General features: G+C 36.5%; 20 protein-coding genes. 1 reads left to right on the top strand and 19 read right to left on the bottom strand.

Translation table 11 applies throughout. The features are described 5' to 3' along the window. Nucleotides 1–62 precede the first annotated feature (62 nt). The 17 genes from aroB to ABH959_RS00570 all read right to left on the bottom strand — a co-directional run bounded on the left by aroB (nucleotide 63) and on the right by ABH959_RS00570 (nucleotide 14,690). Nucleotides 63–1,148, bottom strand: coding sequence for a 3-dehydroquinate synthase (gene aroB, locus ABH959_RS00650; RefSeq protein WP_002011826.1), 1,086 nt, complete (start codon nucleotides 1,146–1,148; stop codon nucleotides 63–65). After that, nucleotides 1,148–2,320: a chorismate synthase gene (aroC, locus tag ABH959_RS00645; RefSeq protein WP_002030766.1), complete on the bottom strand. Its 1,173-nt coding sequence runs from the start codon at nucleotides 2,318–2,320 to the stop codon at nucleotides 1,148–1,150. Before aroC ends, aroB begins: the two co-directional genes overlap by 1 nt. Before the next feature lie 300 nt (nucleotides 2,321–2,620). After that, nucleotides 2,621–3,067, bottom strand: a complete 447-nt coding sequence (ndk, locus tag ABH959_RS00640) for a nucleoside-diphosphate kinase (protein ID WP_000415879.1) — start codon at nucleotides 3,065–3,067, stop codon at nucleotides 2,621–2,623. 124 nt (nucleotides 3,068–3,191) lie between these two features. Further along, entirely contained in the window at nucleotides 3,192–4,154 is a 963-nt protein-coding gene (gene hepT / locus ABH959_RS00635; RefSeq protein WP_002011823.1) for a heptaprenyl diphosphate synthase component II, read from the bottom strand. Between the two features lie 52 nt (nucleotides 4,155–4,206). Continuing rightward, entirely contained in the window at nucleotides 4,207–4,920 is a 714-nt protein-coding gene (menG, locus tag ABH959_RS00630; RefSeq protein WP_113937054.1) for a 2-heptaprenyl-1,4-naphthoquinone methyltransferase, read from the bottom strand. Between the two features lie 29 nt (nucleotides 4,921–4,949). After that, the gene (locus ABH959_RS00625; RefSeq protein ID WP_113937053.1) at nucleotides 4,950–5,702 is read right to left on the bottom strand and encodes a heptaprenyl diphosphate synthase component 1; all 753 of its coding nucleotides are present in this window, start codon (nucleotides 5,700–5,702) and stop codon (nucleotides 4,950–4,952) included. A gap of 271 nt (nucleotides 5,703–5,973) precedes the next feature. Continuing rightward, entirely contained in the window at nucleotides 5,974–6,543 is a 570-nt protein-coding gene (gene folE, locus ABH959_RS00620; RefSeq protein WP_113937052.1) for a GTP cyclohydrolase I FolE, read from the bottom strand. Nucleotides 6,544–6,664: 121 nt separating this feature from the next. Continuing rightward, nucleotides 6,665–6,937 carry an HU family DNA-binding protein gene (locus ABH959_RS00615; RefSeq protein ID WP_001043860.1) on the bottom strand — a complete coding sequence of 91 codons (273 nt, stop codon included), beginning with the start codon at nucleotides 6,935–6,937 and terminating at the stop codon, nucleotides 6,665–6,667. Between the two features lie 298 nt (nucleotides 6,938–7,235). Further along, complete coding sequence (gene spoIVA, locus ABH959_RS00610) at nucleotides 7,236–8,714, bottom strand: stage IV sporulation protein A (RefSeq protein WP_000416521.1); 1,479 nt, start codon at nucleotides 8,712–8,714, stop codon at nucleotides 7,236–7,238. A 242-nt stretch (nucleotides 8,715–8,956) separates the two neighbouring features. Further along, the gene (locus ABH959_RS00605; protein WP_113937051.1) at nucleotides 8,957–9,670 is read right to left on the bottom strand and encodes a hypothetical protein; all 714 of its coding nucleotides are present in this window, start codon (nucleotides 9,668–9,670) and stop codon (nucleotides 8,957–8,959) included. Between the two features lie 65 nt (nucleotides 9,671–9,735). Beyond that, nucleotides 9,736–9,939, bottom strand: a complete 204-nt coding sequence (locus ABH959_RS00600) for a DUF2768 domain-containing protein (RefSeq protein WP_002011815.1) — start codon at nucleotides 9,937–9,939, stop codon at nucleotides 9,736–9,738. A 227-nt stretch (nucleotides 9,940–10,166) separates the two neighbouring features. Next, a complete protein-coding gene (locus ABH959_RS00595; RefSeq protein ID WP_000369753.1) occupies nucleotides 10,167–10,418 on the bottom strand; it encodes a stage VI sporulation protein F in 252 nt (83 codons plus the stop codon). 116 nt (nucleotides 10,419–10,534) lie between these two features. After that, a complete protein-coding gene (locus tag ABH959_RS00590; RefSeq protein ID WP_113937050.1) occupies nucleotides 10,535–11,557 on the bottom strand; it encodes an NAD(P)H-dependent glycerol-3-phosphate dehydrogenase in 1,023 nt (340 codons plus the stop codon). 18 nt (nucleotides 11,558–11,575) lie between these two features. Then, nucleotides 11,576–12,886, bottom strand: coding sequence for a ribosome biogenesis GTPase Der (gene der, locus ABH959_RS00585; RefSeq protein WP_002011811.1), 1,311 nt, complete (start codon nucleotides 12,884–12,886; stop codon nucleotides 11,576–11,578). A gap of 124 nt (nucleotides 12,887–13,010) precedes the next feature. Beyond that, nucleotides 13,011–13,196 carry a capping complex subunit for YIEGIA gene (locus tag ABH959_RS00580; protein WP_002086624.1) on the bottom strand — a complete coding sequence of 62 codons (186 nt, stop codon included), beginning with the start codon at nucleotides 13,194–13,196 and terminating at the stop codon, nucleotides 13,011–13,013. Then, on the bottom strand, nucleotides 13,193–14,086 hold the full coding sequence (locus ABH959_RS00575) for a YIEGIA family protein (protein ID WP_113937049.1): 894 nt from the start codon (nucleotides 14,084–14,086) through the stop codon (nucleotides 13,193–13,195). The genes ABH959_RS00580 and ABH959_RS00575 overlap by 4 nt, the downstream gene beginning before the upstream one ends. Then, nucleotides 14,079–14,690, bottom strand: coding sequence for a YphA family membrane protein (locus ABH959_RS00570; RefSeq protein WP_002086626.1), 612 nt, complete (start codon nucleotides 14,688–14,690; stop codon nucleotides 14,079–14,081). The genes ABH959_RS00575 and ABH959_RS00570 overlap by 8 nt, the downstream gene beginning before the upstream one ends. Nucleotides 14,691–14,807: 117 nt before the next feature. On the opposite strand from ABH959_RS00570, the gene ABH959_RS00565 reads away from it, so the two are divergent. Continuing rightward, entirely contained in the window at nucleotides 14,808–14,942 is a 135-nt protein-coding gene (locus ABH959_RS00565; RefSeq protein ID WP_113937048.1) for a YpzI family protein, read from the top strand. 141 nt (nucleotides 14,943–15,083) lie between these two features. On the opposite strand, the gene ABH959_RS00560 is transcribed toward ABH959_RS00565, so the two are convergent. Then, the gene (locus ABH959_RS00560) at nucleotides 15,084–15,494 is read right to left on the bottom strand and encodes a hypothetical protein (RefSeq protein WP_113937047.1); all 411 of its coding nucleotides are present in this window, start codon (nucleotides 15,492–15,494) and stop codon (nucleotides 15,084–15,086) included. Nucleotides 15,495–15,542: 48 nt separating this feature from the next. Continuing rightward, nucleotides 15,543–15,872: a hypothetical protein gene (locus ABH959_RS00555; protein ID WP_113937046.1), complete on the bottom strand. Its 330-nt coding sequence runs from the start codon at nucleotides 15,870–15,872 to the stop codon at nucleotides 15,543–15,545. Between the last annotated feature and the right edge of the window lie 180 nt (nucleotides 15,873–16,052).

The following is a 16,052-nucleotide window of genomic DNA, read 5'->3' as shown; positions in this document are numbered from 1 at the left end:
ATAACCGTCACCATTACGAGAATACCTTTAAATATGCATTTCATACCTGTTCTACGACTTTTTTACACCATATCCTTTTGAAATGCTTCTAACGCAATATGAACAGTCTCATCTGAAATAGATACGACATTCACTCCCCCATATTCCTGCATAAGCACCATATGAATTGTTCCAGCATTTGCTTTTTTATCTTGTTTCATCAACTGAACGAGACGTTCTACATTCAAGTCACTTGGCATTTTTGGATAACCGTATTTCAAGAACCACTGCTTCATTTCTTCATAAGAAAGATCAACTTTGTACACTTGCTCACTTAAAAACATAGCAAATAGCATGCCAACCGCTACTCCATCACCGTGAGTAATATTCCCATATCCTAACTCTTTTTCAAGAGCATGTCCTAACGTATGCCCAAAATTCAAATGGGCACGTACACCTTTTTCTGTTTCGTCTTGCGACACAATATTCGCTTTCACAGGAATCGCCTTCGTTAATATATGAATTAACTTTTCATCACGAAGATCCGTTAACGTTTGCACTTCTTCTTTTAACCAATGATATAGCTCCACATCACCAATAAGAGCATGCTTTATCACTTCTGCATAACCTGATCGCCACTCTTTTTCAGGAAGTGAATGTAAAAATGGCGTATGATATACAACAGCTTCTGGCTGATGAAATGCTCCAATCATATTTTTTCCTAGTGGATGGTTAATTGCTACTTTCCCGCCTACTGCGCTATCGTGAGCTAATAAAGTCGTTGGAACTTGGACAAAGCGAATACCACGCATAAACGACGCAGCAACAAATCCAGCCAAATCTCCAATCATTCCGCCTCCAAGTGCGATGATTAAAGAATTTCTATCTAATTTATTTTCAAGAGCCGAAGTGTGAGCCTCATAGAAATTTTCAAAAGACTTCTCTTTTTCGCCACTCGGTACAACAAACGAAAATACTTTTTGCTCTACTTGCAATGCATCAACAACTGTCTGTAAATGCAGTGATGCAACAGCTTCATCAGAAATGATCATTATGTTAGATACTGCAGGATTCATTTTTTGAATAAGCGTTGTTAAGTGTGACAACGCCTCCCTTCCAACATGTACATCATATTCTTTTGATTTCGTTTGAATATGTATGTTCTCCATTAAAATCCCCTCGCATATTCATTATGTTTCTCAATATTTTCACGTATAAGATCGATACGATCTAATCCAAATTGTTCAATTAAAGCTGTTGCGAGCTCCCAAGCCACAACAGCTTCAGCCACAACGCTAGCTGCTGGCACTGCACAACTATCTGAACGTTCAATACTCGCTGTAAAAGGTTCTTTCGTATCAATATCAACACTTTGAAGCGGTTTATATAATGTCGGTATCGGTTTCATAACACCGCGCACAACAACCGGCATACCAGTTGTCATGCCACCTTCTAATCCACCTGCATTGTTCGTTTTTCTTCTGTACCCTTGCACTTCATCCCAAAGGATTTCATCATGCACTTCACTTCCAGGTCTATGTGCTGCTTCAAAACCAATTCCAATTTCAACACCTTTAAAAGCGTTAATACTCATAATTGCCGCTGCTAATTTTGCATCTAATTTTCTATCATAATGTACATAGCTACCTACCCCAATTGGCATTCCTTCTACAACTACTTCAACAATACCACCGATAGAATCACCATTTGCCTTCGCATCATCAATTGCTTGCATCATCTTTTTACCGGCCTCTTCATCTAAACAACGTACAGGAGATGCTTCTGTAGTACTTTGTAATTCCACAATAGAGTTATATTTAATATTTGCTGCCTGTACACCACCAATCTCGATAACATGTCCCGCTACTTGTATACCTAATTCCGCCAATATTTTTTTTGCAACTGCACCAGCTGCAACACGAACTGTCGTTTCACGTGCTGAAGAACGCTCTAATACATTCCTCATATCTCTATGACCATATTTAATCGCACCATTTAAATCAGCGTGTCCAGGTCTAGGTTTCGTAACTTGTCTTTTCATTTCTTTCTCTTCCTGCTCAGTTAACGGCTCTGCACCCATAACCTTTGTCCAATGTGTAAAATCACGATTTTCAACAACAAGTGCAATCGGGGACCCCATCGTCTTCCCATGCCTAACACCACTTACAATTTGCACTTGGTCTTTCTCAATTTGCATGCGTCTACCGCGTCCATATCCTTTTTGTCTTCTAGCTAATTCTTCATTTATATCATTCGCTACTAAAGATAACCCTGCCGGAACACCTTCTAAAATTGTCGTAAGTTGCGGACCGTGGGATTCACCAGCTGTAATATATCGCATACGTTATTCCTCTTTTCGCATATGTATTTATCCCGCTACATAAAGTAGCTATATTATCTTCCATCACTCTTTAAAATACAAAGAAATTATATAGTAAATCGAATGTTTGCTTTCCCTACTTGTAATTGTTCGATTATTTTCATAATAGTAGACCTTTTACTTTACATACCAATATATCATAACAGTCCTAACTTCGTAACTGATCGAAATAAAAAAAGTGCAAGAAGAATACCCCTATTCTTCTCGCACTTTTTACTATTATCACAGTTATTAAAGCGTTTACAAATTATTTCAAAATAATTAGTAAATCCATTGATTCATTAATTTTGAGTAGTCTACTAATTCTTCTTCCTTAAAGAAAATAGCAATCTCGCGTTCTGCACTTTCTAAAGAATCCGAACCGTGGATAATGTTTTTCGCAACAGTTACACCGAAATCTCCACGAATTGTTCCAGGAGCAGCTTCATGTGGTCGTGTTTTACCCATCATATTGCGTGCTGTATCTACTACACCTTCACCTTGCCATACCATTGCGAATACAGGACCAGATGTAATAAAGTCTACTAATTCACCAAAGAAAGGTCTTTCTTTATGCTCACCGTAGTGTTGTTCAGCAATTTCCGGAGTAACTTGCATTAATTTTGCACCAACTAATTGAAAGCCCTTTTTCTCAAAACGAGCTACAATTTCCCCAATGAAGGCACGTTGTACACCGTCTGGTTTTACCATTAGAAATGTTTTTTCCATAAAAAATCTCTCCACTTCTGAATTATGTATGTAATTGTATATCCCCACACACATATTAACACCCTTATCACAATTGCGCAATAGTTTTGAAATAGAGAGATTATTTTATTTTTCAGACAAAACACTAAAATTTTCGTTTTCCAATATACTTTGCGACATTTTGCAACGCATACTTCGCCTGTCCACGAGGGAGTGGTTTTATTATTTCTAATGCTTTATGTAAATAACGTTCACTAAACGAAAATGCTTTATCAATAGCTTCGCTCGCTTTAATATCATCAATAATTTCTTTCATTTCACTTGCTGTTGTATTTTCATGCACAGATGTAATTTTTTGACGAAGAACTGGATCTTCCATGGCATACAAAACAGGTAATGTAATGTTACCTTGTAATAAATCACCACCAGCAGGCTTTCCAAGCTTCTCTTCTGTCGATACGAAATCTAAAATATCATCAATAATTTGATAAGACATACCAACAAAATATCCGTACCAAAATAGACGATTTACAGTATCACGATTAGCACCAGCAGCAATCGCTCCCAACTGACAACTTGCGGCGATTAACAATGCTGTTTTTCGTTTTATCCTTCTTAAATACGTTCTTAAATTTTGATCATAGTTATACTTATCTTTAATTTGTTCGATTTCACCTTTACAAACTTCTAAAATTGTATGAGACAACGCTTGATGTGCATCTGGAATTTCTATATTTGTTATACATTCAAGAGACTTCGCAAACAAGTAGTCTCCTGTATACATTGCAATACGATCTCCCCATTTCGCATTCACTGTTGCGCTACCGCGTCGTAAAAACGCAGCATCAATGACATCATCGTGAACAAGCGAAGCCATATGAATTAGTTCTAATGCAACCGCAACATGCTTAATTGCATCTAACTTATAATCCCCAAATTTCCCTGCAAGCAAAACAAAAACAGGGCGAATCCGCTTCCCACCTGCTTCAATAAGCTGTAATGCCGCTTCTTCTACTAACGGCTGCTCAGAAGCAACTGTCTTCTTCAATTCTTTTTCTATAACATTAATATCCGATCGTAAAAAAGAGTACATAAGTTGTAACTTCATATTGTTCACCTTAACCTAAAACGTCTTTTTTCTATTTTCTATTTTCTATTTTCTATTTTGATTCTGGTTTAATACCTAAATGCATAGCTGCTACACCAAAAGTAAATGGTTTCACTTGCACATTCTTAAGCCCAGCTTCTTCAAACATATGTGCTAACTCTTTCATCCCTGGGAATGTACTAGCAGATTCCTGAAGCCATGAATATTCTTTATAACTTTTCGCAAACATCTTTCCAAATAACGGCATGATATATTTAAAGTATAAGACATATCCTTGACGAAAACCTATCATCGTTGGTTGGGATGTTTCCAGGCAAATTACTTTTCCACCAGGCTTTACTACACGCGTCATTTCTTTTAATACTTGCATGTAATCCGGAACGTTACGTAACCCAAAACCAATCGTTACATAATCAAACGTATTATCTTCATAAGGAAGTTCCATTGCATTTCCATGCATAAGTTCTACTTGCTTTAATTCTAAAGCTTCTACCTTTTGTTTACCGACAGCTAGCATATTTTCGCTAAAGTCTAAACCGTAAACCTTCCCATCTTCACCTACAGCTCCCGCTAGTGCAATTGTCCAATCTGCCGTCCCGCAGCATACATCAAGTGCCTTACTCCCGGGTTTCACATCCATAATTCGCATCGTTTCTTTGCGCCATGCCTTATGCCTTTGAAAACTAATTACAGAATTCATCACATCGTATTTATCAGAAATTTTCTCAAATACGTCATGTACTCTTTCTTCTTTTGATTGTTGCATGCTCGTACCTTCTTCCAATGTAAAGTTGCTTATTTCCTTGATTTATCTCTTAACATAGAAATTATCTCATTAACTTCTGTATGATTCTCTAAAAAATTTTCTTCCTGCTTTCTCATTTCCATAAGCCATTCATTAATTACTGTTTCCAGATTTTTATCATCATCCAATGAGATTTTTTGGACTGCTTGAAAAACAGGTGAATTTTGTTTATCAGCATACAATTGACACTCTTTTTGAAGACGATTTTTTCCTAACACATAAGTTATATATCGTTTCCAATTAGATAACTGAAAATGATCACATGTTTTTTGCAAAAGCGCAGATTCAATTATTACTACACTTTCCATTATGTCTTGAATCGCCACATGTGCTTTTTGATATAGCATAATTTTATGTTCATTAATCTCCTTAATTCCTTCAGCAAGTGCACGAATTAAGATAATATCACAATTCATTGACAATAAGTAATAGTATAGACCACTATAATAATCCCCTGCAAGAACTGTCAATTGACGACGCTTATGGAATCCACTCGTCTCTTCGTTTGCTTTATTTGATACTTTTTCATGTGTATCAAGAGCAATTTGTACAAGCATAATCGTTACGACATAATGATCAATTTGTTCTTTATGTATATTTGCACTTTTTAATGCACCGTATAACAGCGCTATTTTTTCTTCATCAATAAATGGTTCTTCAATATAGTTTATAAAATAAGGATGGCGTAATTTCTCCATCAATTTCTCTTTAATACCCGCATACCCTCCGTAGATGTCACACACAAAAAATCACCCTTGTTTTCTAATTCATAAAATTTATTATAACACATACATTCTATTTTCTATAATCAAAACTTGGCTACTACTGCCAAACTGCCACCGAATAAAGCCTCAACTTTTATTCATACAAGTTATCTTCGTCTCTAACAACTACAAACATTCATTTACACAAAAGGCAGAAGTAATTTTCAACCTTTATATTCTTGCTCTTTAACATTAAAACTATATCATTTTTTTGTATATAAAAAAAAGAAAAGCAGTTTCCCGCTCTTCTTTAATTCGTCTTAATAAACGATAAAATTTCACTACGTGCTGCTGCATCATTTTCTAACACGCCGCGCACCGCAGTCGTTACTGTTTTCGCACCAGGCTTTTTCACACCACGCATCGTCATACACATATGCTCTGCTTCTACTATTACCATTACACCATGCGGCTCTAGTACTTCCATAATAGAGTTAGCTACTGTTGATGTAATTCGTTCCTGTAGTTGTGGACGACGCGCAATCGTGTCTACAGTACGAGCTAATTTACTTAGTCCTGTTACTTTTCCACCTTGCGGAATATATGCAACGTGAGCAACTCCATAAAACGGAACAAGATGATGCTCACACATCGAATAGAATGGTATATCTTTTACTAGCACAAGCTCTTCGTGGTCTTCTCCGAATACTTTGTGTAAATGCTCTTTCGGATCCTCATGCATTCCTGAGAATACTTCTGCGTACATTTTCGCAACACGTTTCGGTGTATCAAGTACTCCCTCGCGATTTGGGTCATCTCCGATTGCCTCTAAAATAAGACGTACTGCATGTTCAATTTGTTCTAAATTAACTTTTGCCATCCGCTAGCCCTCCCGAAAAACCTAAAAGTGATACGAACACATTCTAGCATATTTATGTTTTTAAAAGCAAAAAGAAGAGTTTCCAAAAAGGAAACTCTTCTTCCCTGTTAATATGTAAGGATTATTTAACCGCATCTTTTAACGCTTTACCAGGTTTGAATGCAGGTACTTTACTTGCAGCGATTTCAATCTCCTCACCTGTTTGTGGGTTACGACCTTTACGAGCCGCACGCTCACGAACTTCGAAGTTACCGAATCCGATTAGTTGTACTTTATCACCTTGTTTTAAAGCTTCTAAGATAGAATCAAAAACAGCGTCCACTGCTTTTGTTGCGTCCTTTTTAGAAAGGGAACTTGCTTCTGCAACAGCATTGATTAAATCTGTCTTGTTCATGCCATTCACCTCCTCCCAAAGATAAGACTGTATAATGATCATAAAATGAGTCTTACTTTCATTTGTAGGCAATTTTTACAAATTCTATACTACAAAGATGTAGATAAATCATTATCAACGCCTATATTATACGATTCTCCTTTATAATTCAATATTTTTAAGGAAATTGTTACTCTAAAAATGTGAAATTCTGATGAAACTTGACAATTTGCAACAAAATATTAGATAATGACTGTTTATTTTTCTATTACATACTGAAAAAGAAAAAAATCCCTCTGCAATTAGAGGGATTTTTTTCTTATAATATAATCGCAATTAATCCGCCAGATCCTTCGTTAATAATTCTTTCTAGCGTTTCTTTTAATTTATAACGAGCGTTTTCTGGCATTAGAGATAACTTCGCTTGAATTCCTTCTCTAACAATAGAGCTAAGAGAGCGCCCAAATATATCAGAATTCCAAATTGATAGCGGGTCATCTTCAAAATCTTGCATCAAGTAACGAACTAGTTCTTCACTTTGTTTTTCAGTACCGATAATTGGTTCAAATGTTGATTCTACATCCACTTTAATCATATGAATAGACGGCGCAACCGCTTTTAATTTAACACCGAACCTTGAGCCGTGACGAATAATTTCCGGTTCATCTAAGCTCATATCAGCTAATGCAGGCGCTGCTACTCCATATCCGGTTTGTTTTACCATCCGCAGGGCATCCGCCACTTGGTCATACTCTGTTTTCGCATGAGATAAATCGAGCATAAGCTTTAATAAATGATCTTTCCCTCGAATCTCTACTCCTACTACTTCTTTTAAAATTTGATCATACAATTCATCTGGCGCATATAAATCAATCTCTGCCACACCTTGCCCCATATCGATGCCAGCTAGACTTGCTCGATCAATAAATTCATATTGACTAAACTGCCAAACGACACGGTCCACATCACGAAGACGTTTTATATCCTTTACAGTCTCTTGAACCGCTTCCTGATAACTTTGGCGTAACCAATGCCCTTCATTTAGCACCATTACCCAGCTCGGAAGGTTTACATTCACTTCTAAAACCGGGAACTCGAATAACGCTTCTCGCAGTACGTTATACACATCTGTTTCTCTTAAACTCTCTACACTCATCGCAATTACTGGGATATCATATTCTTCTGATAAACTTTGACGTAGCTGCTCCGTATCTGGATGGTATGGCTGTACAGTATTGATAATCATAATGAAAGGCTTTCCTACTTCTTTTAACTCATTTACAACGCGTTCTTCTGCCTCTATATAATCTCTTCTTGGAATTTCACCAATTGTTCCATCTGTTGTAATAACGACACCAATTGTTGAATGCTCTTGAATTACTTTACGTGTTCCTATTTCTGCAGCTTCATGGAATGGAATAGGCTCTTCATACCAAGGAGTATTAATCATGCGCGGACCATTCTCATCTTCATAGCCTTTTGCTCCTGGAACCGTATATCCAACACAATCTACTAATCGAATATTCACTTCAAGACCTTCATCTACTTCGATAGAAACCGCTTGGTTTGGAACAAACTTCGGTTCCGTCGTCATTATTGTACGACCAGCAGCACTTTGAGGCAGTTCATCCTGCGCTCTTTGACGGTCTGACTCATTTTCAATATTGGGAATAACAACAAGTTCCATAAACTTTTTAATAAATGTTGATTTCCCTGTTCGAACAGCTCCTACAACTCCAAAATAAATATCACCGCCTGTGCGTTCCGCAATATCTTTAAAAATATCTACCTTTTCCAAGTGATTCCCTCCCTCAATATTTTTGGGAATAATTCCACGTTTATAGTCAACTAATACCTTCTCTAACGTTGCCTATAATATCTGATATAATATAATGGTATTCTAGAAGTTCGGACAATATATCATATAATTTTGTCCAATTTCATATGACTATTTAAAAATACCTTTTGTTTGCATCACAAGTTGTATAACATAAAAAACCTTTCTTCTAGAACTTATTCACTAAAAGAAAGGTTCATGACTTATGATTTTAAAAAAATTGGTTCTCCATTTTTTACTGTATACGGCAAAGAGTATGCAGGAACAAACGGGGAATCCTTCGATAGTATACTCCGGATATCTTCACCTTCTTTAAATTGTCCTTCATTTTTTTTCAACGCTTCATATAAGTCGATTCTATAATCAACAAACAATTCTCCTTTTTCATTAATTACAAGAGGGAGACCCTTTCCTGAGTACGGACTTGTCACTTGTGGTACATCTTTATATCCTAGTTTTTTGAAGTCTAATTCATAAACACCATCTGTGATCACTTTTTTAAAAGGTGGATATTGATGTTCATCACGATACATCCTTAGCTTCAATGCCACTTCTTGAATTTGTTCCGCCATTCTCACATCAATTAACTTTACTGTCGGATTTTTTTCAACATCTATTAATACATATTGATATACTCCACCACTTTCATACGCATTCCCTGGTGCCTCTTGTATGTACCTTGGAGCAATTTTTTGAAAATCAATTGGATACTTCTGATAAATCGGCGTACTCATATCACGCGTCTTAATTGGTAATAAACCATCCGTTTGCTCCTTATATGTATTAATGGCTTTTTGTACAACTTGCAACTGGTCTTCATAAGGAATAGCACTTTGTTTCATATTTTCTCTTGGATACATACACCCTGTTAAAATGCTCATGCAACAAAATATTAAAATAATATAGATTTTTTTCACTGACAATCACCTTTTCATGCTAGTATGGACTGTTGCTTTTGTAACATTTACCGACTACACATCCTTTATTGCTCAATAGGGCCACTAAATACAACAAGGAAGATAACAATTCCCGATACAATCATGAGGGTGTACGCTACTAAAGCTGTAATCCCTTTCAAAAATTTATTCTTCATTTTATGCCTACTCAATAAAATAAAACTTACTGCAAGAAACATAAATCCAATTGCCCCTAAAGCAAACCACATTTTCATAAGCCCTTCCGACATATATACACCCCTTTACTTTCAATCTATTTTTATACTATTTTAACAAATTAAAATCTTTAAACAAATAAAAATCATCATTTTTCCGTGAATTGATGATTTTTATTTAAAATAATAAAACCGAAGCACGAAATGATGCGCTTCGGTTGACCAAATATGCCCTTAACAGCTCTATTCCCATTCTTTCATAACTATCATATGCATTCTCTAAACTCTTTGTTTCTCATAATTTATTTTTTAAACATTTTACTTAACGAACCAAAATCCGCCGGCATATTATTGTTAATAATCGCTTTTACAATTTGATCCTCTTGCTCTTTCGGCACTTCGCGTCCTGCCATTAGAGCAACTTGATGAATCAATTGGCGAAGCACTGTCTCATCACGTAAGTTCGCATTTTGAACAGACGACGCTAATTTAAAAATATCTTCTTTGTTCACTTTCGCTTCTTTTTCAATGTTATTAAAAATGTTGTTATCCATTCTTTTCACCCTCTCCTCAAGTTACTCTTCATCCTATGCAGAGATGAAAAATTGGTGAAAAGACCCATAAAAAATAAAAAACGGTAGAAGTACGAAATGTACTTCTACCGCTTTCTTTATAACAAATCAGGTATCGCTTCAACTTCATGTTTTCGAACACGTCCCATCAATGAGCCTACTGCATCTTTCACATTATTCTCATTGAACAGCACGTCATATAAAGCAGCTGTAATCGGCATTTCAACTTCCATTTTCTCTGCCAATTCATGAGCAGCTTTCGTTGTTCTTACACCTTCTACAACCATACCCATACTTTCTAGCACTTCTTCTAAAGAGTGCCCTTTTCCAAGCATATTTCCAGCGCGCCAATTTCGGCTATGCACACTTGTACAAGTTACAATTAAGTCTCCCATACCAGTTAGACCAGCAAACGTTAACGGATTTCCGCCCATTTTTCTTCCTAAACGAGCAATCTCTGTTAAACCACGTGTCATTAATGCCGCTTTCGCATTATCACCTAATCCAAGCCCGTCAGATATCCCCGCAGCTAGTGCAATAATATTTTTTAAAGCACCACCAAGTTCAACTCCAACGATATCTGGGTTTGTATATACACGGAAATAGCTATTCATAAACAAATCTTGTACTCCCTCAGCCGCTTCCATACGCTTTGCTGCAGACGTAACAGTTGTCGCTTGACGCAATCCAACTTCTTCAGCGTGACTCGGCCCAGATAGTACAACAACATCCTTAATCAAGCTCTCTGGAATTTCTTCCTCAATCACTTCCGAAATACGTTTTGACGTACCTGGTTCGATTCCTTTACTTGCATGAATCCAAGTAATTGGCTCTGTAACAATTTCTTTCATCTCTTGCAATACGTCTCTGTACGCTTTCGTCGGTACTACTAGCAGTACTGTATTTACATCTACTAATGCTTCTTCTAAAGAAGAGTAGGCTACGATTGTGCTTGGCAATGTAATCCCTGGAAGATATCTACTGTTCTCACGCTTCGTATTAATTTCATTCATGAGTTCAGGACGGTTTCCCCAAATACGTACATCATGCCCATTGTCAGCTAATACCATCGCTAACGCTGTTCCCCAGCTACCTGCTCCTATTACTGTGATTTTTGTCATAAAATCACATCCTCTCCATTAGTCTCTTGCTCTAGCGATAATGTGAATCGGCGTTCCTACAAAACCGAACGCTTCACGTAAACGGTTCTTTAAGAAGCGCTCATATGAAAAGTGCATTAATTCTGTATCGTTTACAAATATAACAAATGTTGGTGGTTTTACCGCAACCTGTGTCGCATAGAATATTTTCAGACGGCTACCATTATGAGTCGGCGTTGGATTCATCGCTACCGCATCCATAATTACATCATTTAATACATTCGTTTGTACGCGGATGCTATGGCTTTCATTTACTTCATTAATAACTGGTAATAATGTTTGTGTACGTTTTTTCGTTTTCGCAGATAAGAATACAATCGGCGCATACTCTAAAAATTGGAAATGAGCGCGAATGTTTTCTTCAAATGCTTTCATTGTTTTTTCATCTTTTTTCACTGCATCCCATTTGTTTACGACGATAATAACAGCACGTCCTGAATCATGAGCATATCCAGCGATTTTTTTATCCTGTTCAATAATTCCTTCTTCTCCGTCTAAAACGACTAAAACAACGTCAGAACGTTCAATCGCTCTAAGTGCACGAAGTACACTATATTTTTCTGTACTTTCGTATACTTTCCCTTTTTTACGCATACCAGCTGTATCGATGATTACATAATCTTGATCATCTTTACTATATGGTGTATCAACAGCATCACGTGTCGTTCCCGCTATATTACTTACAATTACACGTTCTTGACCAAGAAGTGCATTTACAAGTGATGATTTCCCTACATTTGGACGTCCAATTAAAGAGAAACGGATTGTTTCATCGTCATACGCTTCTTCTTCAATCTTTGGAAAATGATTTGCAGCTTCATCTAACAAATCACCAAGTCCTAAACCGTGTGTACCTGAAATCGGGAATGGCTCGCCAAATCCTAATGCATAAAAATCATAAATATCACTACGCATGTCCGGATTATCAACCTTATTTACTGCAAGTACAATTGGTTTTTTAGAACGGTATAAAATTTTAGCAACTTCTTCATCTGCTGCAGTTACACCATCGCGACCATTCGTCATAAAAATGATAACATCTGCTTCATCAATCGCTACTTCCGCCTGTTGACGAATTTGTGTCAAGAACGGCTCGTCTCCAATATCAATTCCACCTGTATCAATGATGTTAAACTCATGATTTAACCATTCTCCCGCACTATAAATACGGTCTCGCGTTATACCTGGTATATCTTCTACGATTGAAACTCTTTCTCCAACAATTCTATTGAAAATAGTAGATTTCCCCACGTTCGGGCGGCCTACTATTGCTATTACTGGTTTCGGCATATACTTTCATCCTTTCAACTTGCTTCTGTTTATTATGTAAAAAACCCTTCTTTGTGCAAGAAGGGATTTGCATTCCAGAATATTTCTCAACGTATCAAAACACCTCACATTATACCACACGTTACTAATGTTTCACAATAATATATACATTATCTTGTAAGCGATGTGCAATACCATCTAAAATAGCCTCTAAATTATTTGCAACAAATTCCAGTTCCTCTGTCGACTCGCAAATAAATAAAGGAGCACCACCTGCAAATTTCTCTGGCGTTGTTGTAATGACTGCGAGAATAACACTTTCTAACATCATCTCTTATCTCCCCTTCCTTTCGGAGCTTCTGATGACATATGAACAGCACTCTCTAATGTTGGTACATTTCCGATTACCCCTATCGCTTTTTCTGCATCTTGATCTTGCGGCAGAACAAAAATCCCAACTCTCCCATCCTCTAAATCACGCTTCGCTAACGGTACAAGTGCCGGCGTTCCAGAATCTCTATATATTCCTAAAGCAACCGAAACATCATGTAAAATAGCTTGCCGTTGTCCTAAGTTTGAGATTGTAACCATCGCATCTATCGATTTCGGTTTTAAAATAAATCCCATTCCATATTTCATAATTTCTTCTTGCCTTGCTGGCAATCCAATATTCATAATGTAAATATTATCAATATAAAGTCCCGCTCCTTCAAAACGAAGTGGAACGTGCTCTATTTCTACAAGGTCATGAAGTCTTTTACCTGACATTAATTTTTTCGCAATGAAAAAACTTACTACACCAGTAATTACCCCAGCAATCCATGAATCGAATCCTATATACGCAAACGTTGTTACAAACGACGTTAACATCGCCAAGTAGTTACGACTTTCAAATACTAATGCAATTCCTTCAATATATGTATTACCACGTGGTACGAGCTCATATCCATCTAATTGTTGAAGCGTATTTCTTTCCATATTGCGCACATCACGAAATTGCGTCGCTGCTAACGTAAGAAATGTAATTGCAGAGAAATCTTTTTTCAAAACAGACGGAATCGCAATTGCTCCTAAGGCAGCCGCAATTAATCCCATCGCGATATGAATAATTTTCCCGTGAAGCCTCGTCGGATATTGCCTCGTATCGGTACGAAGCATTAACAACCTAGTTATTGTACCTGCAATTACGCCACATAAAATAGCTGGTGTATATTCAGTCATGTATTACCCTCGCCTTTCTTTTACGTGTTTTCCTCTTAAATTGTTCCATATATACCGATGCCTTTGTAATCCAAAGTAAAATCGCCATAAATAAAGTAGAAACAGCAGCAACATCTAAAAAAGCTAAACTGCCGTATTCATAAGGAAAATGTAATTTACGAAAAATAAGCGTCACCAATAATTCTCCTTGTAACATCCCTATATACAAGGAGCATAATCGTAATATGCGATCCCCGTGCAATAAAACCGATGCATACACAAGTGCACCACTTAACAGCAACAACCTATCAACCACAATCCAAATTGGATCATATACTTCTAACAAATGAAAGCTTGTATATAACATTGCAATAATAAGTGCCGAAAGTAAGGTATATAATTTTTTCCAAATAGAATATAACGCGATACCTACAAAAGAAATAATACAAAGCAAAAGGGCATTTACCGATATCGTGAAAGAAGCAATCGTCACATTTAACGGAGAACAAATAATAAAAATTAATATACAAGCACTTATCTTCCAACGAATAGATTCCTTTTTCATAAAAAAGGTCACGACAATCCACCCTATCCAAGCAACAAAATAAAAAGTACTCCCATCCATCATTTCACCTCCTATGATTTCCATTATGGGAACTTTTTATGAAAGTTAATCCTCCTTTTCTTTGTGCATAGTTTTTCTCATAACAGCAAAACTTTTAATAAGGAGGTGTAACTCACAATGGGTAAAGATCGCCAAGAACGAAAGCTAAGAGAATCACGCCGCGTTGAATCTGATCGCGACCGATCGCTTCAATATCCCGGTGCAACAAGTCTTGATACACCGGAGCAAGCTCGAAAGCAAAATCAGCATTAAATAAAGTGAAACTTCAGTGGGGGTATCCATCCCCACTGATTATTAGCCCACACCAATCGAGCTGCCCTCAAATAGGCAATACAAAAAGACGGTTTCGATATTGTACGAAACCGTCTTTTTACACAATTATTTTATTTATTTCTACTCGTAATATAATTCTTTTGTTTTCGCATTATAAACCCTATCACTCAACGAGGCATCAATCGTAACTACACCTGCTGGTTTTTTAGAATATGTAATAACATAATACGTATGTAGAGAAGGATCTTTACTCTTTACCTCTACACGTACATAATCCGTCTCTCCTATCTCATTTGACTTTCGCTCAACCTCTTTTTTCACACCTACAATATCTTCTTTTTCTCCTTTAATTTCCCTACTCACAATGGTATTTCCTTGATCAGAAAGTAATACTACTTCAGCATTACTTAAACTCACTTCATTTGATATATTAAAATAATAAATTGCATACGAATCTTCCGATGGATTTTTGTCTTCTCCTAATTGTCTTGGCCAAATTAGTGCTTCTATTCCACTTCCTGCATTCACCATTGGATTCCTATACAATTTATTCCCGGCTGCGATTGCAATATTCGCCGTTTAAATTGCTAATTGTGCTGTTGTTGAACTAGAATCTCCTTCTCTTACATTTGAAGTTAATGAAATTTCAACCTTTTTATTATATCCAGAAACCGCTGTATCTTCTCTTATATTTCGTGCATGGATGTTAACATCTTCACTATTATATGTAATGCGTCCTATTGTATTTTTACTATTTGAAAATACATTATCTCCTTTTTTATTAACACCCTCATCCCCTAAATTATCGTAAATTTTTTCTTGTTTCTTTTGACTCTTAAATAGCAATCTCTTATCTTGTTTTATCGCTAACCAGCTATATAGAGAGGAATACTTTCTTACTTTTGCCATGTTTCTCTCCACAAACATGGCAAAAGTAAGATTCCTCCAATAATTCAGCAGCACATTTTCTACATTTCTTCATTTTTATAACCCTTTTTTCAATTTTAGCTTTCCTGCACGATATTTATATATACTTTTATTTTAATATAAATTCTCTCTTTTTTCCATTTATAGAATTATATAGAATGA

Source organism: Bacillus sp. RC51, from assembly GCF_044908115.1.
GTDB classification, from domain to species: domain Bacteria; phylum Bacillota; class Bacilli; order Bacillales; family Bacillaceae_G; genus Bacillus_A; species Bacillus_A mycoides.
Note: the sequence above shows the minus strand (reverse complement) of the source record. Positions and strands in the feature narration are given on the sequence as shown.

Excerpts from the sequence above, each read along its gene's own strand:
- menG (WP_113937054.1), bottom strand. The coding sequence starts at position 4,920 with ATGCAACAATCAAAAGAAGAAAGAGTACATGACGTATTTGAGAAAATT.
- ABH959_RS00590 (WP_113937050.1), bottom strand. The coding sequence starts at position 11,557 with ATGACAAAAATCACAGTAATAGGAGCAGGTAGCTGGGGAACAGCGTTA.
- ABH959_RS00575 (WP_113937049.1), bottom strand. The coding sequence starts at position 14,086 with ATGACTGAATATACACCAGCTATTTTATGTGGCGTAATTGCAGGTACA.
- aroB (WP_002011826.1), bottom strand. The coding sequence starts at position 1,148 with ATGGAGAACATACATATTCAAACGAAATCAAAAGAATATGATGTACAT.
- ABH959_RS00565 (WP_113937048.1), top strand. The coding sequence starts at position 14,808 with ATGGGTAAAGATCGCCAAGAACGAAAGCTAAGAGAATCACGCCGCGTT.
- ndk (WP_000415879.1), bottom strand. The coding sequence starts at position 3,067 with ATGGAAAAAACATTTCTAATGGTAAAACCAGACGGTGTACAACGTGCC.
- hepT (WP_002011823.1), bottom strand. The coding sequence starts at position 4,154 with ATGAAGTTACAACTTATGTACTCTTTTTTACGATCGGATATTAATGTT.
- der (WP_002011811.1), bottom strand. The coding sequence starts at position 12,886 with ATGCCGAAACCAGTAATAGCAATAGTAGGCCGCCCGAACGTGGGGAAA.
- folE (WP_113937052.1), bottom strand. The coding sequence starts at position 6,543 with ATGGCAAAAGTTAATTTAGAACAAATTGAACATGCAGTACGTCTTATT.
- ABH959_RS00600 (WP_002011815.1), bottom strand. The coding sequence starts at position 9,939 with ATGTCGGAAGGGCTTATGAAAATGTGGTTTGCTTTAGGGGCAATTGGA.
- ABH959_RS00615 (WP_001043860.1), bottom strand. The coding sequence starts at position 6,937 with ATGAACAAGACAGATTTAATCAATGCTGTTGCAGAAGCAAGTTCCCTT.
- ABH959_RS00580 (WP_002086624.1), bottom strand. The coding sequence starts at position 13,196 with ATGATGTTAGAAAGTGTTATTCTCGCAGTCATTACAACAACGCCAGAG.
- ABH959_RS00570 (WP_002086626.1), bottom strand. The coding sequence starts at position 14,690 with ATGGATGGGAGTACTTTTTATTTTGTTGCTTGGATAGGGTGGATTGTC.
- ABH959_RS00560 (WP_113937047.1), bottom strand. The coding sequence starts at position 15,494 with ATGGTGAATGCAGGAAGTGGAATAGAAGCACTAATTTGGCCAAGACAA.
- aroC (WP_002030766.1), bottom strand. The coding sequence starts at position 2,320 with ATGCGATATATTACAGCTGGTGAATCCCACGGTCCGCAACTTACGACA.
- ABH959_RS00555 (WP_113937046.1), bottom strand. The coding sequence starts at position 15,872 with ATGGCAAAAGTAAGAAAGTATTCCTCTCTATATAGCTGGTTAGCGATA.
- ABH959_RS00595 (WP_000369753.1), bottom strand. The coding sequence starts at position 10,418 with ATGGATAACAACATTTTTAATAACATTGAAAAAGAAGCGAAAGTGAAC.